This is a genomic window from Bacteroides sp. (assembly GCF_028690125.1).
Lineage (GTDB): Bacteria > Bacteroidota > Bacteroidia > Bacteroidales > Bacteroidaceae > Bacteroides.
On record NZ_JAQVBV010000017.1, the window covers coordinates 37,851 to 63,932 of the forward strand.

The window sequence follows — 26,082 nt, forward strand, 5'->3', positions numbered from 1 at the left end:
TTATTTTTCTCAGACATATTATAAATGTAGCATTTAATATGTCCTGGAATTAATTTACATCATTGCTAGTAGAATCATCTGTCCCGTCAAGATACGAAGGAACATAGATAACGGATAAACGGTAGAATATCCTACTGCGGGGGCATCTCCCGATGTTACCTGACCGGAGTAGGCCAATGCGGGAGGATCAGTATTACTACCGGCAATCAATCCCATTAATGTGAAATAGTTTACCTTATAATATAGTCTGGCAATAGCACCGATAATAAGCAGTGGGATTACGGTAATCAGAAAGCCACAACCTACATAAAGTAGTCCGTCACCTTCTACCACTGTTTGTACAAAATTAGCACCTGCGTCGATTCCTACACTGGCAAGGAAGAGTACGATACCTATTTCGCGGAGCATCAGATTGGCACTCATTGTGGTGTATGTCACCAGATGGAGTTTATGTCCGAAACGTCCGATTAAAATGGCTACTACCAGCGGACCACCAGCCAAACCTAATTTCAACGGAGTCGGCATACCAGGGAAAGCAATCGGAAGACTACCTAACAGAATACCTAAGAAGATACCAACAAAGATAGTAACAATATTGGGGGTATCCAGACGTTTTAATTGGTTTCCCAATACACCTGCAACGCGATCTACAGCATCTTGTTGGCCCACTACCATTACGCGGTCGCCTACCTGCAATACTAAATTAGGATCAGCGAAAAGATCCATACCGGAACGATTGACACGAGTTATGTTTACACCATACATACTACGAAAATGCATAGAACCTAAGGTTTTTCCGTTGATCTCAGGTATTGTTACCAAGATGCGGCGCGAAACCATGGGAAGATCTTGTTTTTCCCAATCCAACTCCACTTCTTTTCCAATAAATACAATGATGGCAGCAGCGTCTTCTTCCGAACAAACGATAAATAATTGGTCGCCTACATGAAAAAGAGTTTCATGATTGGGGATGCTTACATGACCTTCATGGCGGATACGTGAACAAACAAATGGCCGTCCCAGGAAGTCTTTAATCTCAATCAATGTTTTTCCACTGATAGATTCATTACGAACTTCAAGACTCATCATGTGTGGCTTGTGATGTGCATCTCCACTTTGAGTTTTCAGGCTTTCTTCTTCTTTGCTCAGATTGACACGGAAAATATAACGGATGGCAATGATTGAGCCGATGATACCTACTACTCCCAGCGGATAAGCGCAGGCGTAACCAAGTGCAATCTGCGGACCATTATAACTCAACTGGTTCAGTGCTTCATTGGCAGCACCAAGTCCGGGAGTATTCGTTACCGCTCCGTAAAGAATACCGACCATCATCGGCAGTTCAATACGTCCATTCCAAAGGTAATAAAGCCCCAGGGCAACAGCAATATTTAACACTACGATGCCTACAGCCAACAGGTTCAATGTCATTCCACCTTTCTTGAAAGAAGAGAAGAATGACGGCCCCACCTGAAGACCGATACAGAATACGAACAAGATCAACCCGAACTCGCGGATGAAATGTAGGATGTGTGTATCGGCTGTGAAGCCGAAATGTCCCATTAAGATGCCGGCAAACAAAACAAAAGTGACTCCCAAAGATACTCCGAAGATCTTGATCTTACCTAGATACACACCAACTGCCACTACGAATGCGTAGAGGAACACGATATGCGCTACGGAGCTAGGGTCCCACAATAAACTTTGTAACCAATCCATAATTTAATAGTAGTTTTTATAATATTTTTCTAAAAACGGATGCAAAATTAGTCATAACATCGGAGCTAATCAAATAAATGAAGAATTAAAAATGAAGAATATCCATTTATGCAAATCTATAGATAATCAAATGTAGAAGATTATTTCTTTATTATAGATAATACTGTTTTTAATTGATTCAAATGGTTATTCCTTTTTACTACATACAATAATGATTTTGGCTGCATATAGTTACTTCTTCGGGTGCATATATTAATTCGTAGGACTATAGTGAACGCTTCGTTGAACTATAGTCCTACGAAACGTTCACTATAGTTCAACGAAAGGTAGACTATAGTCCTACGATTTATTTTGTGCATAAGCGATCGTTGTTCTATGAACCGGGAATCTTAAGTCTTTGCACCGTTTCCTTTAAACGGAAAAGAGTAACTTTCTATTTGTACGAATTTTCCCTAAAAAAGACAGTCTTTTGAACTTAATAGTTATATTTGCAAGTCCAACAACGGACATTTAAAAATAAGTAGATAAAAATAAGGACAATATTAATCTTGTTTTAATTTTAGATAAACTATGGCAGACAAAAAAGAAAAACTCTTCTCGGACTTTTCCCCTGTCTCCACCGAACAGTGGATGGAAAAGGTCACAGCTGACCTAAAAGGCGCTGATTTTGAGAAGAAGCTCGTTTGGAAAACAAACGAAGGTTTCAAGGTAAAACCTTTCTACCGTATGGAAGACTTGGAAGGCTTGAAAACAACTGACTCACTTCCCGGAGAATTTCCTTACTTACGAGGTACGAAGAAAGACAACAACGCATGGTTGGTTCGTCAGGAGATTAAGGTAGAATGTCCAAAAGAAGCGAATGCGAAAGCATTGAATATTCTGAATAAGGGCGTCGATTCTCTTTCTTTCCACGTAAAGGCGAAGGAACTGGATGCTGAATATATTGAAACGTTGTTGAATGACATCCAGGCTGAGTGTGTAGAATTGAATTTCTCTACTTGTCAGGGGCATGTTGTTGAATTAGCCAGTCTGCTGGTAGCTTATTTCCAGAAGAAGGATTATGATGTAAAGAAACTGAGAGGTTCAATCAATTATGATTTCTTCAACAAGATGCTGACTCGTGGCAAAGAAAAGGGAGACATGGTACAAACTGCCAAAGCTCTGATTGAAGCTATCCAACCACTTCCTTTCTATCGAGTAATTAATGTAAATGCATTGTCTTTGAACAACGCCGGTGCATATATTTCTCAGGAATTGGGTTATGCGTTGGCTTGGGGTAACGAATATATGAACCAGTTGACAGAAGCTGGTATTCCTGCTGCTACCATTGCTAAGAGAATAAAATTTAATTTTGGTATCAGTTCTAACTACTTTCTCGAAATTGCGAAATTCCGTGCAGCTCGTATGTTATGGGCTAATATTGTAGCTTCTTACAATCCTGAATGTCTACGTGACTGTGATAACAAAGGTGTTAATGGAGAATGCCGTTGCGCTGCGAAAATGGTTGCTCATGCCGAGACTTCTACTTTCAACCTGACATTATTTGATGCTCATGTGAACCTGCTCCGTACACAAACTGAAGCAATGAGTGCTGCGTTGGCTGGTGTGGATTCAATGACTGTTATTCCGTTTGATAAAACATATGAAACTCCGGATGAATTCTCTGAACGTCTGGCACGTAACCAACAATTGTTATTGAAAGAAGAATCTCATTTTGATAAAGTAATTGACCCGGCTGCGGGTTCTTATTATATTGAGAACCTGACAGTATCTATTGCAAAACAGGCTTGGGAACTCTTCCTCTCTATAGAAGAAGCTGGTGGTTTCTATGCTGCACTGAAAGCGGGGACTGTTCAGGCTGCTGTAAACGAAAGCAATAAAGCTCGTCATAAAGCAGTAGCTCAACGCCGTGAAATCTTGTTGGGTACTAATCAATTCCCTAACTTCAATGAGAAGGCTGGTGAGAAACGTCCGGTCGAGGCGAAATGTTGTTGTGGAGGTGATGCTCAAACTTGTGAAAAGGATGCCGATACATTGATATTCGACCGTGCTGCCAGCGAATTTGAAGCATTGCGTCTGGAGACAGAAGCATCCGGTAAACGCCCGAAAGCATTTATGCTGACTATCGGTAATCTTGCTATGCGTCAGGCACGTGCACAATATTCTTGTAATTTCCTGGCTTGTGCAGGTTATGAAGTAATCGATAACCTTGGATTTGAAACGGTGGAAGCTGGTGTTGAAGCAGCAATGGCTGCTAAGGCGGATATTGTTGTTCTTTGTTCCAGTGATGATGAATATGCTGAATATGCTATTCCTGCTTTCAAAGCATTGAATGGACGTGCTATGTTTATTATTGCCGGTAATCCTGCTTGTGCCGAAGAACTTAAGGCTGCCGGTATCGAGCACTTCATCCATGTTCGTGTAAGCGTATTGGATACCTTGAAAGAGTTTAATGCCAAACTATTGAAGTAAGATGAGAAAAGATTTTAAAAACCTAGATATATATGCCGCATTTCAGCCTGCAAATGGTGCTGAATGGCAGAAGGCTAACGGTATATCTGCCGATTGGAAGACACCGGAACATATTGAAGTAAAGCCTGTTTATACAAAAGAAGACCTTGAAGGAATGGAACACCTTGGCTATGCTGCCGGACTTCCTCCCTATCTGCGTGGTCCATATTCAGTGATGTACACTCTTCGTCCCTGGACTATCCGTCAGTATGCCGGATTCTCTACTGCGGAAGAATCAAATGCTTTTTATCGCCGTAACTTGGCTTCCGGTCAGAAAGGGCTGTCTGTTGCATTTGACTTGGCTACACACCGCGGCTATGATCCCGATCATGAACGAGTAGTGGGTGACGTTGGTAAAGCAGGTGTATCTATCTGTTCATTGGAGAATATGAAAGTTTTATTCGATGGCATTCCTTTGAATAAAATGTCTGTTTCCATGACAATGAACGGTGCCGTACTTCCTATTATGGCATTCTATATCAATGCAGGTCTTGAACAAGGTGCTAATCTGGAAGAAATGGCAGGTACCATCCAGAACGATATCTTGAAAGAATTTATGGTGCGTAACACTTATATTTATCCGCCTGCATTCTCTATGAAGATCATTTCTGATATTTTTGAATATACTTCACAGAAAATGCCTAAGTTCAACTCTATTTCTATCTCCGGTTACCATATGCAGGAAGCAGGGGCTACCGCAGATATCGAGTTGGCTTATACGCTGGCTGACGGTCTGGAATATCTCCGTGCCGGAACTGCGGCGGGTATTGATATTGACGCTTTCGCCCCCCGTTTGTCTTTCTTCTGGGCTATCGGAACCAATCACTTCATGGAAATTGCCAAGATGCGTGCTGCACGTATGCTGTGGGCAAAGATTGTGAAGCAATTCAATCCGAAGAATCCCAAATCATTGGCATTGCGTACACACTCTCAGACTTCCGGTTGGTCACTGACCGAACAAGATCCGTTCAACAATGTGGGACGTACTTGCATCGAGGCAATGGCTGCAGCTTTAGGACATACTCAGTCTTTGCATACCAATGCGTTGGATGAGGCTATTGCTCTTCCGACAGATTTCTCCGCACGTATTGCACGTAATACTCAGATTTATATTCAGGAAGAGACTAATATCTGTAAGAATGTAGATCCGTGGGGTGGTTCTTATTATGTAGAGTCATTGACCAATGAGTTGATTCGCAAAGCTTGGGATCTGATTCAGGAAGTAGAGAAGCTGGGTGGTATGGCAAAAGCGATTGAGACCGGTATCCCTAAGATGCGTATTGAAGAAGCTGCCGCACGTACACAAGCTCGTATTGACAGTGGCTCGCAGATCATTGTCGGTGTGAACAAATATCGTTTGGAAAAAGAAGATCCGATTGATATTCTTGAAGTAGACAACACTGCTGTTCGTAAAGAACAGATTGAGAATCTGAAGACTCTGAAAGAAGGTCGTGATGAGGCAGCAGTGAAGAAAGCCCTCGAAGCAATCACCAAGTGCGTAGAGACGAAGGAAGGTAACTTACTCGAATTGGCTGTTGAGGCAGCTCATCTTCGTGCAACGTTGGGTGAGATTTCATCTGCTTGCGAACAAGTGGTAGGACGTTATAAAGCAATAATTAGAACAATATCAGGCGTGTATTCATCAGAAAGTAAGAATGATAGCGACTTCAAGCGTGCTTGTGAATTGGCTGAGAAGTTTGCGAAAAAAGAGGGAAGACAACCTCGTATCATGGTTGCCAAAATGGGACAAGACGGTCACGACCGTGGTGCCAAAGTAGTTGCAACGGGGTATGCTGACTGTGGTTTCGACGTGGATATGGGACCGTTATTCCAAACTCCGGCAGAAGCTGCCCGTGAAGCGGTAGAAAATGATGTTCATGTAGTTGGTGTATCTTCATTGGCTGCCGGACACAAAACATTGATCCCGCAGATTATGGAAGAGTTGAAAAAGCTGGGTCGTGAAGATATCGTTGTGATTGCCGGTGGTGTAATTCCTGCGCAAGATTACGATTTCTTGTACAAAGCGGGTGTTGCTGCGATCTTTGGTCCTGGTACTCCGGTTGCGAAAGCTGCTTGTCAGATTCTCGAAATTCTGATGAGCGAAGAATAAAAGAATACAATATGATACGAACGTTGCTCGTTGGCAAATGTTCGTGAGGAATTGAGGTGACCCGGTAGTAGTCGAAAGATTGTTACCGGGTTTTCTTTTTAAGTTTTTATTCGCAGATTTTAAAGGTTATTTCAGGTTCTTTTTGCTATATCGATAGCCTGTTGTTTACCTCTTATTAATTAGTACAATTTTAGAGTAGAAGAAGTAGCCAAAAAAATGATAGCGATGATGGCCATTACTAGTGCACCACAGACAAAAACAAATATAGCGGGAAGTATTAGATCCCGATCGGTCAAAAAGTGAGGATGATTTTTTTTTTCAGGTGTAGTTCGTTGTATACGCATCATGTTATTGTTGTCGTCACTTCTATTCCTAGTCTCAGTGTGTGGGGATATGGTTGTTTTCATACTATTAGTTATTTCATTGCTTTTAGTTCTCCTACTTCTATGCAGGAGAACTAAAATAATATTATGATACAGATGATAGCATACGTTTTTATTTGATATCGTTTTATAAAGCGTTACAACTCTCTGACGCAACGCACGTAGTGAAGAGATGTCTTTGCGTCCCAATTGGTCATGCCATTAATGAAGGTGACATACCAACTTTGGGTCTGTACGCCAGTTTCAGTAGCACTCCAAAAATATTCAGAATTTAGAAGAAACATGGAATTGAAAATCCATATCATCATCAATTCCCGCTGCGTAGGCAACCTCCAACCTCCTCCGTCGTATGTCAAATTTTTGCATCCATTATATGCATCTACCCAGTTCATTTTTGTTACTCCAATGTTGAGTCCGTGTGTACCCAAATTATAGTTTGCCACTTCCAATTTTATGTATACTTTATCGTTCTCCGAATTATAGGGGTTCGATGCACTTACATTTCTGAATGCAGTGAGACTAGGCGCACCCAAAACACATTTCTGCTTCTTGTTTTTTTCCACAGCACGTTGCGGGAAACCGCTCGATGCCGAGCAGTCAAGTATGAGCTTATTGTCTTTTTTATAAGCCTTTTGCGCCCATACTCCAAGGCTGATAAGCCCTAGGCAGTAAATTATTAAAATCAGTTTTTTCATATCTTTCAATTATTTAATCTACGGTTTAACTTCTCTTACACAGCGCACGAGGTATCCGCCCATTACATTTTGGGGGTTAGAAATAGTTGTACCGCCTCCGAAACCCACAAACCAGCTTTTCCCCTCATTCCCAAAATCTGTAGAACTCCAATGGTTGAGAATATTGATGTCGGTATCTAATCCGTTTTTTGCGATCCAAACGCCCATTAATTGATTCTGTGCAGGTAAGTACCAAACGTAATTCGGGGCAGTTGTTGAGCCGAGTGATTCCCAACCCACGTTTTTTTGGAAGCAATAATTGGCAGCAGGATATTTGGTTGAGTTATCTCCTGTGTTCAACGTCCAAGTATTTCCTTTGCCGTTATTTTTATGGGTGGTTATATTGTTTCTTGGTTCGTTTGCCCACAACAGCCCCTCACTATCCACCGCATCTACATATAGTTTATTCGTAAACTGCCACACACCGGATTCATCCTCTAACAATTCGCCGCCAAACATACCAACATAAAGGTTTAACACTTCCACCCGCGAGTCGGTATTGTCGGGATCGGGATAGAGCGTCACTTCGTAGGTATAGCGATAGTTGGGCCTTAGGTTGTAATCGGTGGCGAAGTCGGCACCCAGATGCAGGGTGTAAATCCAACCATCACCGTGGGTCATACCGCTAATCTTTACATAAGTAGCACCTGAGGGGGCATTTGTCTTGCGAGTTTGAGCCGTTGTGTTTTCCACCATTCCGCGTCTGTTTTGCGGCACATACCAACTGAACGTGCTGAATGCGGTGCTACTCATTGTGGTGATAGGCTGCGCGGCGTAATCGACAGAAGTAACGGTTGAGGGAAATATGGCGGTCTCGTTCTGATGTGGCATTGAGTAGCTCACGTCTGGCACGCTGCACATCTGTATTGTCCAATCGGTGGCGGTAAGATTACTGCCCGTCTTCACTTTGAAGATAACCTGCGCCACATTACGTATGACATCCATTTCGACGGTAGCACCTTCTGTCTCGAGATCTCCTGTCCAGATACCGCTCATCGGTAAGTTAATTCCACCTCCTGTTAGCAGCGACGCCTCGTCGGTAACACTCTGAGTCTTAGCTAGCAGATCTGCGTAGGTGGATGTGCCTACCGTCATACCTGTATCAAATGATGTGTCATTCGTATTGGCAATAATTACCACGCGTTGCTCTGTACCTGCTGCAAGTATGATTTTGTCAGGCTTAGTGCTATAATAACTTTTCTTGGATAACTTCGCGGTCGTCTCCGTGCCATTGTACTGGAATACCCATATATTGGCAATAGCATCATCGTCCACAGCACGAGTCGATAGGGCGACAGGCTCTTCGATGAGTTCGACCAACATTGCTGCACTGCGGTCCGAGGCTATCACACGGCTTTCGGACGCTCTGCTGTCGAGGGATTTCGTTACCCCAGACCTGTCAGTAGGCGTTTGCATCTGTACGCTACTCAAGTTCAGCGACACCTCTACAGGCTCTCCCACAGGGATCGTACTGTCATCGGTTAGCCCATCTTTTGTGCAACTCGCCATTGCTGCTGCCACAACTATCAAAATACAAAAATGTTTCATAATCTATCTTTTTTAGTGCACCTCCCTGACACAACGTACCCTATATTGCGTTTCCTTTGCTTGAGGCCATGAAACTCCTGTACTCAACCCAAAAGCCCAACTCTGGACATCGCTATGCTGCGTACCACTCCAGTATGCTCTAGAGCTTGTTGGGCGAAAACCGATAATAGTATTAAGTTTTGCTAGGTTATTGTACATCAAGCATAGCTCCGAAAGTCTTGGTAAGCGCCAACCTGTGCCATCGGTAGTTTTGCTATCACAAGCAGTCTTTGCCTCATCCCAACTGACATTTTCATTTTTCTCGTCTGCTACCGCTACCTCCAACTTAGCGTATGGAAGATCGTTTTTGAATACTTCGTCACCAGTAGGTAAATTTAGATAGTGGTCTGCGGGCTCGTTGTTGTAGCTTGTTGTAGTCGAATCGTATAGGTTGGTGGTGCTTCCTCCGTTATTTGCATCATCACCGTAATAGAGAGGCACATAAGGCAACATTGGCACCTCGCGTACGCAACGCACTCTGAACGTTAGTGTCTTTGCTCCAAAAGTAACAGAATTCCCCAAATACCAACAATTATCAGTATCGTACTGCGTACCACTCCAAAAGGCATTATTAGCGTCTATTGGCTGAAAATCCGCAATCGCATTAAGTGTTAATCTGTTATTCATAATCAACAATAGCTCCGAAACTCTCGGCAATCGCCAATCTGTACCATTGGTAGTTTTATTCTTACAAGCCATTTTTGCCTCATTCCAAGTAAGACTTATGCTCTCGTTTGTTGTCGCGACTTGTAATTTAGCGTATGGAGGATCATTTTGTAATACTTCTTCACCGGTAGGAAAAGTTAAATAGTGGTCTGCGGGCTCGTTGTTGTAGCTCATTGCGGTCGCACCGTATAGGCTGGTGGTGCTTCCTCCGTTATTTGCATCATCGCCGTAATAGAGCGGTACATAAGGCAACATTGGCACCTCGCGTACACAACGTACTTTATACTGACTAGTATTTTGTGCATAATCACTATAAGCGGTATTAGCTGTAAAATACCAACTGTAATTATCCATATATCGCGTACCACTCCAGTATGTAGAAGAACCTAATCGCTCAAAACCCGGAATATCATTAAGTGTTTGGTAGTTATTGTACATCAAGCGTAGTTCCGAAACTCTCGGCAATCGCCAACCTCCGCCATCGCTCATTTTCCCATCACAGATAACCTTTGCATCCTTCCAGCTAATATTGGCGTCATTTATCTCGTTTGTTGGTGCTACCTGCAACTTTGCATATGGAAAATCGTTTTTGAATACGTCGTCAGCAGTAGAGAAAGTTAAATAGTGGTCTGCGGACTCGTAGCTATAGCTCGATGTAGTTGCTCCGTATAGATCGGTGACTATTGCTCCATTATTATTCGGATCACCGTAATAGAACGGCACAAAAAGTAATGGCACCTCACGTACACAACGCACGCTAGCAGGTACTGTTTTCGCTTTTCCCGCGAACGAGCCGTTGGTAAATTCGATGGTGAAACCGGCATCCGGTCCACTCTCAGTAGCACCCCAGTATGAGTCAGAAGTAAATTTGGTAAAGCCGTAAACAGACTCAAGCGAAGATTTGTTATTGTACATCAACTGTACCTCTGCGATCCTCGGTAAACGCCAACCTGTACCATTGGTAGATCTATTCTTACAAGCATCCATAGCCTGCTTCCATGTCATCATGTTTACCTCATCCTCAAGCGCCACCTCTAACCGATAGAAAGGTAGTTCGTTAGCGAAAACATCTTCTGTTTGATACTGACCCTCTCTGTAGCTGTTGTAGCTTGTTGTGGTAAAACCTAGCAGTGAAGTGGTGATGTTTCCATTATTATTCGCATCGCCATAATAGAGTGGCGCAGGCTGTGGCACCGCGCCTATTGCTCCGTCTATGTTGCTATCGTTCCACGGAAGAACATTCATTGTACACGTGAGTGTTCGGTTGCGATCAACCGAGATGGTGTAGTTTACCGACTGACCATTCGTCCAAGTGCCCCCGATAGCGACGTTCTGCGTGGTTTGTGCTATGCCGTTTACTGTGAAATCAACAATCAATATGCAGGTAGAGGCATTTTGAGGTATCAACATCATATATTTATTATCACTCATAAGGTTTGTGGCGGTAGGGGTCAGTAGTGTAGTGCCACCTGTAAAAGCCGTATATTCTGCCGAGCCATTCTGCACATTCCATAAATTTGTCGAATAATTATAGATGGCTGTCGATTTAGCAGAGGTTAGTTTGACCGACGTAATAACGACCTGATCCATTGAGGTATCGGCCAGTTTCCCCGATATGCTTACTCGAGTCAGGGCATGTTTAAATTCGAATGCGATCGCTCCGTCTGCTTTTTTGCGGTCGGTGAGTGGTTTGGAGGTAAGCAGATCGACCTGTTTGGTAACATCTGGATTTACGGTATAGGTCAGCGTCGGGGCACCTGTTGTAGTCTGATCGGATACCGTGATACCGTTGTTGTCGGTGAAGGGGTAATAAGCGAAGAACGAGAGGCTAGCATCAGTGTCGGCAGGCCAGTACATCGTAGGTGAATAGGTGAAATCCTTGCCGTTTGTAGCGGCGGTCATCGCTTTGTTGTACATAAAATTGGGCGCAGTATTACTGCTGTTGGCACTCCACGTGCCACTCGGCAAATAGTAACCAAACACACCTATCTTGTCTCCCTCTGCGAAGCTCGTCTTTACCGCTGCCCGCGTCCAGCTATCTCCGTCGTGAAAGGCTATGGCATCACCGCTCGGCTCGTAATAGGGTAGCTCCTCCTTATTGCAGCCCGATACGGTAACAAGCAACGATAGACCTATCAAATATCCGTATAATTTCATATTTTTTGTTGTTTATGCAACGCTTTGCGGTTGCTTTGGTGATCGGAGGGGGAGATCCAACCCCCACCGACCGGTGTTATGCGATAATGTCTATTCGCACGATTAATTAGCCGGCACTGTCACGTCAGCTGCACCTTCACTATCCCAAGCTCCAAGTTCATCTGTTGTGAATGTAATTTCTGATGCACCTCCAGTACCTCCTGTTGCTGGCAGAACAAGGTTGTAACGAATACTTTTACCTTTTTCCCAATTATCTGTAATGGCTACCTTTTTAGGTGTTGTAGTGAAGTCTGCGATCTTAATATCGTTTTGATACACATCGTATGTCACCTGAATATTGATTGTACCTATTGTTTGTGGCACCATCATCAAAGCACCGTTTGTTCCATCTACATTTGTTTTACTCGGTGTCACAGTGCTTATGTCACTCCCTGTGCTATTTTCATAATAGGTATAATTAGTTTTTGTTCCTTCTGCTGTAGCCCACGCTCCACCGCTACTTGCAAAAGTGTATGTATTGGTAGGAAAAACATCTATTACCTCAATCTTCTTAACTTTGCATATCATGCCCCCAGTTACGGCACAAGCGGCTGAAAACTGAATTTTAGTAAGAGCATGGCTAAATGTAAAGTTTACAGCCCCATTACTTCCATTTGTATTTGCTTTTGTTTTATTCATTGCAAGCGCAACCAAAAGGTCTTCCTGATCGGTTACAGAAGGATTCACATTATATGTAAAACTCGGCATTCCTGAGGCAGCACCTGAAAGGTTCTGGGCTGGTGAGGTGGCGAAGAAATTCAGATTATCTGTCGTTCCCATGGGCCAGTAATAATGCTTACCTGATGTAATTACCCACTTAGCGGAAGTACCTGTCCGATCGATAACTTCGTTGTTAATATAAGGCGTACCTACTGTTCCTGACGACCATGCATCTGCAAGATAGTAGGCAGAAACATTGAATGTTTTGAAATTGGCGTCTACCATCTCTGTCGCTCTGTTCGTAACACCTGTGCAGGTATCAAAACCAATTAAATTGTCCGGTGATTGATCTATAATAACCTCGTCCTTTGAGCAAGAGCTCAAACCGATTACCACCACGGTAGCAAAAAATAAAATCTTTTTCATTTTGTTTAATTTTTTAATTGTTATTGAATTATTTGCTTATTTTTTCTTGAGTAGTATCACTACCTAACAGTTCTCTCTTTTCATAGGCTTATCTGTTTGAGATTATACTTCATTATTCCATTGGAATATCAACATTTTCTTCCTCATCCCAGCCGTCTATCTCGGCATCGAATCCACTATCCGATCCGCCCTCTGGTTTCACATTGGGCAACTCAACAGAATCATCTTCGGGGCGAGGCTCCTCACCGGGCTTGGTTCCCATGCCAATCTGAATAGTGATGGTAAATTCATGCTCGTCTTTCTGCATTAAATCGCCCACATTAAACTCTTTGTTGATAATAGTTTGATTATCGACCAGTAAAAAGGACAAGAATAGCTTGCTGTCCGTTGGAAGTAGTGCGTTTAGGGGCTGTCCAAAGGTGGTGATCATAACGATTGCCTCACCGTTGGTGGCAGAGCCTTCGTCTTTGGTCACAGTCCACTCCTCCAGCAGGTGCGTAACCCCGTGCGAGTTGCGCTCTGCGGTGGCGATAAATGCACCCTGAGCCATTCCGCCCAGCGAGCCTCGCATCGACCGGACATTCTGAATGCCTTCGATCTTTACCCGTACCGTGGCGGTGTAAATCATCGGCATAGGCTTCAAATTGAGTGAAACCGCAGGCATACTCTTTGACCGTGCGCGATTTTGCATACTTGTCTCGACCATTGCATCTGTTACCTCAAAGTTCTCATATCGGTCTGCCGCAAATAGTTCGGGTTCTCGTACTATTATCTTGTCATTATTGGCTTTTGTCTTATACCATTTCGAGGTGGTAGCAGTGGCACAAACCTCCATCGTGCTATAGTGATCCATTCCTCGGAACTCCAAAGTGCCGAAGTCGCTCGGAATCTGGTTAAACACCACAACATGATATGTCCCCTTGCGCAGCCGTGGTGATGCCGAATGAATTGTGTTAGTCTGAACGGTTGTAGGGGCGGTGTCATCTGTCGGGAAGAACATTACGGTCATCCCGGTGGGTGTCGGATAAACATCCGACCAATCAACATTCACCAAAACATCACACAGTGGATAAGGCGAAGGATAAGTCAATTCGCGACGTTCGCACCCCGACAGCACAATGTTCACGACAAATATTATTATATATAGGTATCTTTTCATCGCCGTCCTCCTGTCTTATTCCCGATTAGCCACACAAGCGATACTTTTGCCTTGGTAGGGCCGACCCAAGTGTAGCGACCGTCGTTTTGCCACATCAGCACGGTGTTATTTTGCTCACCGTGGTAGTGACGGTATTTGGTGTGGAGGTAGCCGATACCGATCGAAAACTCCATGTTGAAATGCTTGGACAACCGCAATCCGTAGCCATAACTGACTCCCGCCGCGATATAAAACTCACCCTGATAACCGCTGCTTTTGTTTTCCAAGTCATAATATCCGCCACCTCCGTACAATCCCACAAAGTGCCCGGTGAGCTGCTTTCGGTTAGTGCGCCTGCCGAGCCAGTAACGCCCCTCGATATTGCCCGACTGTACCTGCAACGCACGGCTGTTGTCCTTTGACAACCACCACGGAAATATCCACTCACCCGCCACCGACCAACGGTTGCCGATCGGTACTTCGACCTCGATATTCGGTAGCAGTAAAGCATCGAACAGTAGATTGGTTTTGAATGCAAAAAGCGGTTTTGTTAGAGTCTCTACCTGAGTCTCTATCGGTTGTTCAACTACAGCTGTTGTCCGCTGCTCTGTAATCTCTTGTTCAGGTACAACTTTATCAATCGGTAGCTCAACACACTCTTCAAATGGCTGTTCTATGCATTTTTCAATGCCCTTTTTTGGGGAAAATACGATACAAGTTCTGGCTACTCTTAAATGTCTCAAGTAGTGTTTGGTGATATAACTCCACACCCTACCACCTTCGATCTGTCGTAGTTGACACTCTTTGATCACAGGATCGACATCCGAAGTAATTGTTTTCAATATCTGTTCCTTGTAGGGGGCGTTAGCGTCTTCTTCGACAAGTTGTTGCAAACCCGCCCAATCTTCTCCAATAGAGTTAAGCAGAATTTTGTATTGTTTTGTGTACGGATATTTGCAAACAAGATATTGTTCTACTGCTTTTGCACGGCGTGAGGAAAGTTCTTGGTTGTACCTAACCGCCCCTTCTGGTGATACCGAAGCAGTAATTACCACCGAATCAATCTTTGAAGCAATATTTCGATCATTAAATATGCGATCAAATTCTTGCAACCAAGTTGAATTATTCATATATTGGCTATCCAGTACATTTTTGTCAAATTGAAAATAAAGCACATACCTTGATACAGTATCTGCCTGACCGTAACACTCTCCGGTGTAGCATCCGAGAACCAATGAGAATAGCAATATGTTACTTAAAAATTTCATTGTATAAATCTACTTTTTAATTTCAATAAATACGCACAATCCTCCCTTGGATTACAGAAAGCACAACCCGAGCGGAAGAATGTTTATTATCCTGTAATAGTAATATGGCATAAGGTAGCGTACCAATACACAAAATTCCTCTCTCAGCAACTTTTGCAGTACTGAGAAAGCAAGGTATTTGAACCCTAATTAGTGTGTCTTGTCTAAAGACCTCTTCCATCTTTTTATAATTTATACGAATCAGCTGTTAAAAAAGCATTCTGATTCTGTTGGCCAAAATGTTATTGTTTAGTTAATTATCTCATTTGTTTTCTTCTTAATGTCTTTAAAAATTAGCATATTAGAAAATTGAAACTATTCATTATTCTAATTATGTTTTCCAAGGAGAAAGAACCAAAACTTATAAAATCTATATATATTTTACTAAGAATATTTTCTTTTCTAGTTTCCTAATCTTTTTATCAGACATTCAACTATCGGTTGAACTGGATGACTGGAGCGATTAACGAACTAGTAAAGCATCTCATTACATTCTTTAAGCCATCTGATCGCGATTCTGTGACATTACTTATTGAGTCTATGCCCATGATTACCTGCCAAGGAAAGAATAAAACCGGGAAAATGGCTAGTGAAATTGTAACCTGAGACTTATTTTTCCCAGTTGTTTCAAAGATCAGATAACCCATAGAACCGTTTTAAAACGGCTGAATGAGAAGACAAATATTCAAAGAGCGATGAAGGTCAGATCAATATCTGGGCTTCTAGTACATACAATGGGCAAAATAGCCTTGCATTCATTTATCTAATTTTCTAAATTATGCGAATCATAGTTTGATTACTGATTCTCATAATTTATTTTCTAGTACAAATATAACTTCATTTAAAATTGATCACTTCTTAAAAAAAATATTTAGAATAAAAAAGATAACCAATTGATTATGAATGGATATTCTTATGTGGAAAATGTTTTTTTTATGATTTGAGAATAGGAATTTTACGATTTGGATTTTTATTTTTGGAAATTGGGCTTTTGAACGAAGATTCTTAATGTTTTCATTTAGCAAATGAACTATTTGGGAAAGAATACACGCGGTAATCACTAGCGATAATGTATATCGCTGATGCATCGCAACTAAAGATAAATAACTTGAGTTTGATGAAATATATTCGCTTGATTTATCGGCAAACTGGTGGGAGATATAAAGGATACATCAGCAAAAAGCTTTTTGAAAAACTGTTTATTGATGGAATACAATTGATTACTAAACTCAAAAGCAACATGAAAGGAGCAATCCTGAAAGTATCAGATGGAGTACTGCTGAGAAAAAGAGCCATTATTGAAACCATTAATGATGAACTCAAGAACATTGCACAAATAGAGCATTCAAGGCATAGGGCATTTCATGATTTTGTGGTGAATCTGTTGAGTGGAATTGCTGCATATTGCTTCTTCCCCAAGAAACCGTCTATCAACTTGGAAAAAATGGTTGATAGATAGCTTACTTTATTCTAATAAATTCATCGAACTCATGTTAATTAGTACAATTTTAGAGTAGAAGACGTAGCCAAAAAAATGATAGCGATGATGGCCATTACTAGTGCACCACAGACAAAAACAAATATAGCGGGAAGTATGAGATCTCGATCGGTCAAAAAGTGAGGATGATTTTTTTTTTCAGGTGCGGTTCGTTGTATACGCATCATGTTATGGTCACTTCTATTCCTAGTCTCAGTGTGTGGGGATATGGTTGTTTTCATACTATTAGTTATTTATATATTAATTATTTCATTGCTTTTGTGATTGAGGGCATTACTCACGTTGTAGTTCAGAAGTGTTGGCAATGCTGTTTGGGATACCTCCGGGCGTTGCAGCAAGTGTTTGGATGGCCGCAGCACGGATAGTAGCTGTTCGGAGTGAGCGTTTTCCATGTGGATTATCGAGGTATGTCTGCGTTTGCAATTCATCAATGATAGAGGCACGGGCAGTTCGCTCGATTAGTTTGGCAGTTGGGGTTATCTTGTTTTTTTTCATGCTATTATTCTATTTTGTGGGGATTCATGTTTTTCATCAAAGATGGCAATGAAGCAGGATATAGTAATAATAAAATTATTGTCATACAAATACATTTAAAAGTCTCTATGACGATTTTCAAGAATCTGTGATTTGGTGGTTGTTTTGCAAGTTGCTGTTTTTATAAATTATCGGAGGTGTCATCAACTCAAAGAAAAAAATGAGGTAAAAATGACTCCTTTTGCGTAAACGTCTTTTAGATTTCAATTTCATAATCTTTGTTTATCCAGTCGGAAATACCACACTCTATTTCCAGTGGCAAAAGGGCTTGCGATCCGTTGATCTTCACGGTATAATTATATTGTGCGCCTGCCATGAATGACTGTCCGGCAGGAACGACATACCGCAATGTCTCGTCTCCCAAGGTAAATGTAAACTCGATGCCATTAGCATCCTCTATCGGTAGCAGGATGGCTACGGCTATTGGTTTGCCGGATTCCTTTCGGGCAGTGATGGAACTTTCGGTCGTCGAACGATTTATCAGGCTCCCCGTTGCCAGTTGGAAAGAAGCACGGGTACTGATGTTTCGAACTTCGACAAGAGTGTGTAGTAACTCATCTTCTGTAACATTTTCACCTTGTTTTAATTCGAAATGGAGTTTAGTCAGCATATGCTTGAATACAAACGAAACATTGGGTTGGCTCGCGCTCATACCACTGACACGGTCGGCATACAACAGATCAAGGGGTGCAAGGGAAGTTTGAACGGATAAGTCTATTGGGACTATACCTTCTGTGACTTCATCCTTATGTGGGGCGTATGCGCTAAAAGACACAGTACTTCCGTCCATTGGATAATATAAAGTTTGGTCAGGTGTGACCGGTACAAATCCGGAGTTTTGTTCTCCTTCCGATTTGTAATACTTCCTATTTTCTGCATGGAAAGTCATCACTGCTGTTTCCGGTTCCATAAATATACCGATGGTGGCGTTTTCTTCAAAGGGTTCCAGAGGCGTAGTGGCATTTAGATTACCGATATTGGCTCCTATACGAACAGGCGTTGATTCAAATGCTTGTTCTTCTCTATTATCACTACATCCTGCTAAAACTCCTTCGAAGAGTAGGAGCAGGAAGTATAAATTTATTTGTTTCATTTAATTTCCTGTCTTAGTGAGTTTTATACTTTTTCTTCCAGATCGACTTCGATGTCTTCCGCTTCATTCCATTTACCGATGCCGCAGCTCACGTCAAGTTCGTCGGCTCCTGCTGCTCCTTTTTTCAGGGTGAATATAAAGTTGTAGGAAGTTCCGCTTTCGAAGACATTCGTCGGGGTAGGAGCATTACCTGCGTTTGCCTGATAGGTATATTCTTTTCCGTTGATGGTGAGTTTGAAAAGCACAGTTCCTTCAGCTACCGTTTGGGGGATCACCAGCGCTTTTACTCCCGATAGGCAGGGTACTGTCTTGTAGGTGGTCTTTGTAAATGATCCAGCAGGAGTGATTTCTGCTACAGTACTCTGTCCTGATACTGTTATGGGGGTGCTCAGGTTAATGATTCCGTGAGTATTCATTCCGGTCACGATGACTGTGGCAGGAAGTAAGTCCTCGGGCTTGTTGATGTCTTTTCCATTTTTCAGAATGAAGTTTACTTTCGACAGGCGGTGGAGGAAGTTAAGGTAGACAGTACCGGCTTGTGGCAATTGTCCGTCGATCTGTGCTGTCAGGAAATCGCTCTGACTGTAGTTATTACCGGTTTGCTGTTGGGTAGATACCTCAACGGTGGCTTTATCATTCACTACGGGAGATGTCTCCTGATAAGGATAGTAGGCAAATAAGGTGCATGGTTCATTACCTTCGGGCCATAAGATAGGTGTCTCTTGCGTGGCGAAGGCAGCATTCGTTGTTTCAGATCCTGCCGTGGTGCATACGAATGGAACATTCTCATGGAAGGCTGTGAGGGTCTCATTTTCTGCTGTCCATAGGCTGAATCCTATTTTGTCATCCTTAGCAAACCACGAACTTAGTCCGGAATCAGCGGTCCGGTTGAGTACGGGAGTGACAATGGAGGTGGAAAGACGAATTTCTCTGCTACTCGCTTCATTTTCTTCGTCCTGCGTGCAGGAGGAGGTAGTTGTGGTGGCGATAGCGAATATAAGAATGAGAGAGATTTGTTTCATGACTGTTCTGTCTTTAATTAAGTTATTTTATATGTCGGACAACTCAGAATTACGAGTTGTCCGACTAATCCCACTTATCGATTTTGGATGTAACGTACTGCGTAAGTCTCGTCCATAGGAGTGATTGCTACAGGCTGTGTAACACCTTTTGCATCGAAAGAGAAAGTTTTTGCTTCATCTCCATCTTTCATCCAGTAGATACCTTGACCTGCCTTTGTATCCTTTTCGGTCGAAGGAAGATAGATTATTTCCGGTCGGGTAACGGGGTAACTATTTCGTATTGCTTCGTACTTTTCCGCTTGAGTAATCCCGCTTCCTCCGGCATTGTTTATAACTATATTGAAATTTTCCGGTCCGCCGCTTTTCCAGTAACTCAACTTTAGTTTGGCATCGGTTCCTGTGCCTTGGTATTCCCATCGCATCCAATAGGTTTTTCCTCCCGCGTCTGTTTTGATACCATAAATCACCTTGTGGGCAGCGTCACAAAAATACATTCCGTCAGAAGATACAGCCTCTTTATCGAATCCAATTTCAGTGGATGTCGGCCATATCTCTGCGATTTCAGCGGATGTAGGTAAGTGATAGCCCATGGTGAGTTTATCCACTGAGGCTTCCTTCCAGTTCCAAACGCTTTTTGTGCTCTCCGTCAGGTTTTCTTTCTGTAAGATGATGTTACAGAAAGAGGTCAGTTTTTCCGGTGTGCCCGTTGTGGTTCCTCCATCGTTCCAGCCAATGATATCAGTTTTTACGGTGATACCGTAGCGACCTAGTACAATCCGGTAGAGGTAGTGCGTATTGGGCTCGAACTTGGTGTCCGTTTCCACCGGATAACGGAAATACTTCGTCTCCTTTCCCGTCCCGCAGGTGAAGAGGAGCAGGTTTGTTCCTCCTTTGACCGTTTGTGGAATGAAGATCGCTTTGTGCAGATAGTGGTATGTTACGCCGACATTTATCTGCTCATTGGTTGGGGTGATGGGATCGAAATCCGTTGCGTTGGGCACTACTGTCGCTTCCCCTTTGGTGAAATCGATGTTTGAACTGGCAACCGTACCGATGATTTCCACTTTGTAAGGTTTGTCGGCAGGTTTGGGCAGGAATTCCTCGTTCAGAGTCACTTCGATGGTCATTTTACTGAGCAGGTGTGAGAACTTTAGATCAATCGGGTCACTACTCTTTCCTACACTGTTGGTTTTCTTTTGGTTTTGACATTTTGCGTACATCAGGTCGCTCAACTGGTAGTTACTACGTTTGGCACTACCGGTCTTGCTATTGTTGCCCGATTGGTCGGTGAGCACTTCAAAAGGTACGGCGGTCATCACTTCGGCATTGTCGTTGATTACAGCCGAGTAGGGCGAGTAGGCGAATACATCGATGGGGGTTTTCGTGTCTGCCCACTGCATCACTTCGGGCTTTTCTGGTGTCCACAAGGAGGTGCCTCCATTTACAGAGAAGGTATGCTTCATATTGTCCGAGTGGTTGCCATACAGTTTCAGCGTTCCAGGGGTGAATAGGTTTTCGGATAAGCGGTCATAGTTCACCACATAAATTCCGATTTCATCCCCGGTTTCGAATGTTGAGGCTAGTGACGTGTTGTCCGCCACGCGCGTCTTCGCTTCCTGCCCTCCATCCACCGACGCAGTAAACCGGATCGCCGTATCGGTGGATGAGAGATTTGAATCCGTAATGTTGTCCGTGCAGCTATATAAAAGTAGCAGCACGAACCCTATTGCGGGAGAGAATATTTTGGTATGTGGTTTCATATTTAATCAATTCAATTAAACTTCTGAATACAACGTACACTGCATTTCTTTCCGGAAACAGCATCGGTTTTCATGCTAATTTGGGTAGCATCGAAATTCATATACTTTTTGTCTGTTGCTGTCCAATAGCTTCCGCTACCATTTCCGTCTGAAGCAGGTAGAATCAGTACTTGCGCTTGGCTTTTTGGGAAAAGGGCTTTTACTTCATTGGTTGTTTTGTTATCTAATGTAGTACCAGCGGTCACTGCGTCTGTCCAAGTACTTATTCTAAGATATTTGGTAATAGTCGGAGTAGTCGTAGTCAGATATTGCCAGCTAAAGAAATATTTGTCTGTTCCGACTTTCTTGATACCATAAATAGTATTTACCCCATCTGAATAATATTCATTATCTTCATCTAATATATATCCAGAAGTGTTGAATTTGACACTATTAGCAGGAAGTATAGCTGCAAACTCTTCTGGTGTAGGCAATCGGTATCCGGCAGGAGCCAATGATGTTTTCCATTCATAAGTTTCTCCTAACGGATAGGTGGCATTTGTCCCGAAATTGGATGTAGACCAGAATAGCTTGTTGAAATCAGATGTTTTGTCAGCGTCTCCTGTGTCTTCGTTATTATCGGGAGTCCAGTCATTAATGGCTGTTTCAGTAGAAACAGTGATATTATAACTTCCTACTGTGATGTTGAATATATGATGGAAACCCGACTTGAACGTAAATGACGATGGGGCATAGTTATATACCTTTCCATTTACATTGAGGCTAATCAATGTATTGTTTGTAATAGTCTGTGGCACTACGATAGCCTGATAATCACGGGTGTCACCCGTTGATGCTAAACTTGCGGGAGTGATAGGTTGTATATCCGTAGTCGTTTCATTCACTATAGCTATGTCTGTACCTGTCGTCTCCGGCTTGCCATCATTGCCTGCTGTCTTTTTGGTAAAGTCGATTAATGAATTTACATTCGTCCCGGTGATGGAGATGCTATGGGTAGGTACTACAATATTACCACTTGCGTCTTTAAACTCATCATTGAACGTTACGTGGATGGTTGCCTTACTCAACACATGGTTGAATATCAGTTTAACCGGAGCACCCGCTTGACCTGTCTCTGTATTTTTTGTTGCATTCGCCGAATGTGCCCAAAGCAAATCACTTAATTGATAATTGCTTCGTTTGGCATTTGTTTCCGTTTTCGACTGATTTGTTTTTACTGCGAAAGGCACCTTGGTCATGTCTGTCACGCTTGTGGTAATGTCAGATAGATAAGGATAATAGGCAGTAAGGTAAACACTGTTCTGATTGTTGTTCCATAACATCGAGCCTTGACTACTTTCCCATATATTCTTGTCATTCAGCGTATGTTTTATATTATCGGCGTGATTTCCCAACGGGAGCAGTGTGCCGTCCGCCACCACTGAGCCGGATACGTCGTTATCTACCACAAAGATACCTATCTCATCGTCTTTCTCAAATGCTTTACCATCAACAGCTGCTATGCGCGGCTGTGTATCTTTCGCTCCATTGATAAGTGCCGACACTCTGATTTGGTTGTCGTCTACATAAGTTTCGGAACTTTCATTCTTTTCACATCCTGCTAAAAACAGAAGTGCCATGCAACCATATAAGCTGTGCTTCCAAAGGTCAATGGTCTTGTTACATTCATTGTTTGATTTCATCATTTCTTTATTTTTAATTCATTATATATTTGTTTAAAGATTTATCTTTATTCTCCTTCGGCATCTCCGTTGGTGAATCCTCCGTTGTCCCAAGCATTGATAGAGGTAGATACCTCGATGTTACTTACTCCAATTTCTTTCTTAACTGTGATAACGAAACGTTGCTGCATACCGCTTTGCAGATAAATGTTATCACGGGCGTGGTATGGATATTCTATGCCGTCAATGAATACCGAGAAGAGATGCGTCCCGTTTTTCACTTCCTGAGGTATCACAATCGCTTTTACGCCTTCATAGTAAATTTCACCTTTGTCCGAGGTTATTTGTTGAAATTCACCTGCAGGAGTTAGTATCTCTTCGGTCGCTTCGCCAGTCGGTTCAAAGGCAGGCGTAGCGTTGAAGTCATAGGTTCCTTTGAGCTTTTGCCCGTACAGTTTTATGGTAGCTTGTAACAGACTGGGGTTTTCAGCATACGATTCTGTCTTAAGGCGGAAAATTACCTTCGATAGCAGATGCCTGAAGGCCAAAGCAACGGAAACGTGTTCCGGTTGCACTCCGTCCCTTGTAATCGTCCCCTGCTGACAGGTTCCCAGATAATCACTTTCGGTATATCCGTCGTTCTGTTGATTGGCGGAGAGGCGAATGTTGAATTTACCTGCTGTTCCCTCCTCTTGTTTGTCGGGGTAAAGGGCGTAGAAGCGGGCGTTGTGTTGCTGCTCTTCGGTGAGGTAAAGCGGCAGTTCGGTGTCGTTATCGGGATGACAGACAGTGAAGGCGATATTTTCGTAACCCGAGGCCTGTGCGATTAGTTTCCGTACCTGATGTCCGTCATCATCTGTATCTTCTGTAGGTGAGTACTCTACAGTGAGATGTACCTTGTCTCCTTGAGTGAAAGATGTTTGCAGCCTGTTGTCTGTAGTACGGGTTTCGGCCGGGATACCCGCAACAAATCGTACCGGGAGTGGAGAATTCTCCGGCAATTCCGGCAGTTCCGACCGGCTGCTGCAAGCAGTGGCAAGCAACAAACAGCCGTAGACGCCGGTCATTAGTAAAGTTCTCCCTATTGTTTGTTTCATATCTTATTTCATTTTTCTTGTACTTACACATCGCACGGAACATCCGTGGGCGCGAGGATATTCGGTTACTTGCGGACCTTTCGCTTCAAAAGAGAGCCCCCAAGCAGTTCCTTCTGTAGTTCCCGGCGTAGACGACCAGTAGTGACCGTATGTATTTAGGTCATCTACTTTCTTGTGCTGATATGCACCGGTCGATTTATCTATCCCTCCGGCACAAGGAAATTCCAGAATAGCTTCTGCTTTCCCAATGAAATACTTCTCTTTTATTTTTTGCAAGTCTTTACCTTCAAAAGAGGCATCCATGTTTGCTTTTCTATATTCCAGATGGAGATAGGAGATATAGTTTGCCGTGATATTTTTCCTTTGCCAACTTATCAGGTACGCATCGGGTGTGCCTTGTTTCTTAAGCCCATATAGTATGACAGATGAGCCGGTTGTGCCAGGTGTCGGGTCGAATATATAATGTGCTATTGACTTAGCAGTCGGGTCTGACGTAAGTATTTCATCCGTCTGTATCTGCACCTCCGTCTTATTATTATCATTATTTATATTTCCTGTAATTCCCCGTAATTCGTATGCGGTGGGCAGCCGGTATCCTTTAGGACAAGGACCTTGTACGTTTTCTCCCACCCAAAAGGTGTTATCGGATGGAGAGGTCAGCCAATCATTTCCACTGGCGTTGGTGATAAAGTAATTTTTGTATGTTTCGATGTCGCTTGTTACGATAGGACCTGTATATACTTCAGAGGCAGTTATACTTTTGGGGAATCCGATATCGTGCCCCCATTGATAGAATTTGCCTAAGCTCGGATCCCAGTTGTACTCATAGTTTACCGAAGTTGCTCCCAGATTGTATCGGTTCCATTCCAGTTCGTTGAATACCACGTTGCTCATGATGATTTCTTCCTGCTGACCACTTTCGCCATCTGCCCAAGAGATAGAGTTAGTTGTGGTTACGTTTAATTCGTTCTTGCCTACTGTGATGTCGAAACGGTAGTTTGTACCACTTTTGAGGATAAACGGAGTGCCATTGTCCTGAGTCGGTTGGTAGACTAAATGAAATGTTTCGTTCGTAGTAGTTGTTACAGCGACTGAAATCATTTCTTTTGTAATGGTTTGCGGCACAAGGATGGCTTTGTAGGAGGCGTCGTATGCCTTTCCCTGTGCGTCGTCGATGGGGGTGAATTTGTAGGGTATCACTCCAATTTGTGCTCCGCTAGTTAGAGGCAGTGCTACAGGAGATGTCTCTGTATCTGTAGTAGAGAGATTGATGGCGGCTGTTCCATAAAGGTTGTTTAGTTTCAATTTGTGAGAGGCAACGATGGAGTTGCCAGCCAAGTCTTTGAACTCATTATTAAATCGGAGGTTGATTTGTATTTTGCTTAGGGCATGTACAAACTCCATTGCTAAAGCCGGATCAGTAGAATTACGTTCGGTTTTCTTCATCCGGTTTACCGAGCATAGCAAATCATTGTAACTATAGTTCTCTTTCTCTTGCTGATCTTCCTTTATATTGAAAGGAATCTGCTTCATATCTGTATCGGGAGTAACAGTTAGATGATTGTATGGGAAATAGCCGCATACACCAATGGCTGTTTTTGTGGATGAAGGCCAGTACATTTGCTCCGTATCTTCGGGTGTTGGATCTTTCATCTTCCATACCGAGCCATCGAAGTAGTGGCGTATATTATTGGCATGATTTTCACGAGGGAGTAACTCTTCGGGGGTATCTCCTACGTAGTCTACAATATAGATTCCTATTTCATCGTTCGTAGCAAAGGTAGTTTTTTCACCATCGGCAGCAGCATTTCCGGTAGTTCCTCTTGTTTCGGTAGCAACCGGTGTGCCGGCTATGGAGGCGGATATACGGATGAGGTCGTTGTCCGAAAGCGAACGACGTTCTTCCGTTTCTTCTGCTGAACAGGCAGCGAGGAACAAGAGAGCAAAGAGGATTAGGTATTTATTCGTATAGCTCATTTG

At 42.9% G+C, this 26,082-nt stretch carries 18 protein-coding genes and 1 pseudogene; 4 read left to right on the top strand and 15 right to left on the bottom strand.

All coding sequences use genetic code 11. From position 1 onward, the window contains the following. Positions 1-54: 54 nt before the first annotated feature. Complete coding sequence (locus tag PHO71_RS12425) at positions 55-1,719, bottom strand: putative transporter (RefSeq protein WP_300203680.1); 1,665 nt, start codon at positions 1,717-1,719, stop codon at positions 55-57. 570 nt (positions 1,720-2,289) lie between these two features. Between PHO71_RS12425 and mutA the strand changes: the two genes are divergently transcribed. Together mutA and scpA are read left to right on the top strand one after the other, a co-directional pair. Then, entirely contained in the window at positions 2,290-4,191 is a 1,902-nt protein-coding gene (gene mutA / locus PHO71_RS12430; protein WP_300203682.1) for a methylmalonyl-CoA mutase small subunit, read from the top strand. 1 nt (position 4,192) lies between these two features. Next, positions 4,193-6,340, top strand: a complete 2,148-nt coding sequence (scpA, locus tag PHO71_RS12435) for a methylmalonyl-CoA mutase (RefSeq protein ID WP_300203684.1) — start codon at positions 4,193-4,195, stop codon at positions 6,338-6,340. A gap of 179 nt (positions 6,341-6,519) precedes the next feature. Here scpA and PHO71_RS12440 read toward each other — a convergent pair whose 3' ends face one another. From PHO71_RS12440 to PHO71_RS12470, 7 genes are all read right to left on the bottom strand, one after another. Then, entirely contained in the window at positions 6,520-6,747 is a 228-nt protein-coding gene (locus PHO71_RS12440; RefSeq protein WP_300203686.1) for a hypothetical protein, read from the bottom strand. A 113-nt stretch (positions 6,748-6,860) separates the two neighbouring features. After that, complete coding sequence (locus PHO71_RS12445) at positions 6,861-7,418, bottom strand: DUF1566 domain-containing protein (protein WP_300203688.1); 558 nt, start codon at positions 7,416-7,418, stop codon at positions 6,861-6,863. 18 nt (positions 7,419-7,436) lie between these two features. Then, the gene (locus PHO71_RS12450) at positions 7,437-9,005 is read right to left on the bottom strand and encodes a DUF4906 domain-containing protein (RefSeq protein ID WP_300203690.1); all 1,569 of its coding nucleotides are present in this window, start codon (positions 9,003-9,005) and stop codon (positions 7,437-7,439) included. Between the two features lie 12 nt (positions 9,006-9,017). Beyond that, positions 9,018-11,867, bottom strand: coding sequence for a DUF1566 domain-containing protein (locus PHO71_RS12455; RefSeq protein ID WP_300203692.1), 2,850 nt, complete (start codon positions 11,865-11,867; stop codon positions 9,018-9,020). A gap of 102 nt (positions 11,868-11,969) precedes the next feature. Then, a complete protein-coding gene (locus PHO71_RS12460; RefSeq protein WP_300203694.1) occupies positions 11,970-12,992 on the bottom strand; it encodes a fimbrillin family protein in 1,023 nt (340 codons plus the stop codon). A 112-nt stretch (positions 12,993-13,104) separates the two neighbouring features. Continuing rightward, positions 13,105-14,151, bottom strand: a complete 1,047-nt coding sequence (locus PHO71_RS12465; protein ID WP_300203696.1) for a DUF5119 domain-containing protein — start codon at positions 14,149-14,151, stop codon at positions 13,105-13,107. Then, a complete protein-coding gene (locus PHO71_RS12470; RefSeq protein WP_300203698.1) occupies positions 14,148-15,398 on the bottom strand; it encodes a DUF3575 domain-containing protein in 1,251 nt (416 codons plus the stop codon). The genes PHO71_RS12465 and PHO71_RS12470 overlap by 4 nt, the downstream gene beginning before the upstream one ends. Before the next feature lie 489 nt (positions 15,399-15,887). On the opposite strand from PHO71_RS12470, the gene PHO71_RS12475 reads away from it, so the two are divergent. Both PHO71_RS12475 and PHO71_RS12480 read left to right on the top strand, forming a co-directional pair. Continuing rightward, complete coding sequence (locus PHO71_RS12475) at positions 15,888-16,043, top strand: hypothetical protein (protein WP_300203700.1); 156 nt, start codon at positions 15,888-15,890, stop codon at positions 16,041-16,043. Positions 16,044-16,599: 556 nt separating this feature from the next. Next, positions 16,600-16,896, top strand: a pseudogene (locus PHO71_RS12480) (transposase); the annotation flags it as partial. A 312-nt stretch (positions 16,897-17,208) separates the two neighbouring features. Here PHO71_RS12480 and PHO71_RS12485 read toward each other — a convergent pair. From PHO71_RS12485 to PHO71_RS12515, 7 genes are all read right to left on the bottom strand, one after another. Further along, entirely contained in the window at positions 17,209-17,430 is a 222-nt protein-coding gene (locus PHO71_RS12485; RefSeq protein ID WP_300203702.1) for a hypothetical protein, read from the bottom strand. A 235-nt stretch (positions 17,431-17,665) separates the two neighbouring features. Further along, positions 17,666-18,562: a fimbrillin family protein gene (locus tag PHO71_RS12490; RefSeq protein WP_300203704.1), complete on the bottom strand. Its 897-nt coding sequence runs from the start codon at positions 18,560-18,562 to the stop codon at positions 17,666-17,668. Positions 18,563-18,585: 23 nt separating this feature from the next. Then, positions 18,586-19,584, bottom strand: coding sequence for a fimbrillin family protein (locus tag PHO71_RS12495; protein ID WP_300203706.1), 999 nt, complete (start codon positions 19,582-19,584; stop codon positions 18,586-18,588). 74 nt (positions 19,585-19,658) lie between these two features. After that, positions 19,659-21,344 (bottom strand): fimbrillin family protein, encoded by a 1,686-nt coding sequence (locus PHO71_RS12500; RefSeq protein ID WP_300203708.1) that lies wholly within the window; start codon positions 21,342-21,344, stop codon positions 19,659-19,661. A gap of 11 nt (positions 21,345-21,355) precedes the next feature. After that, positions 21,356-23,029 (bottom strand): fimbrillin family protein, encoded by a 1,674-nt coding sequence (locus PHO71_RS12505; RefSeq protein WP_300203710.1) that lies wholly within the window; start codon positions 23,027-23,029, stop codon positions 21,356-21,358. Positions 23,030-23,073: 44 nt separating this feature from the next. Then, positions 23,074-24,102, bottom strand: coding sequence for a fimbrillin family protein (locus PHO71_RS12510; protein ID WP_300203712.1), 1,029 nt, complete (start codon positions 24,100-24,102; stop codon positions 23,074-23,076). Positions 24,103-24,105: 3 nt separating this feature from the next. Next, positions 24,106-26,079, bottom strand: a complete 1,974-nt coding sequence (locus tag PHO71_RS12515; protein ID WP_300203714.1) for a fimbrillin family protein — start codon at positions 26,077-26,079, stop codon at positions 24,106-24,108. Positions 26,080-26,082 lie beyond the last annotated feature (3 nt).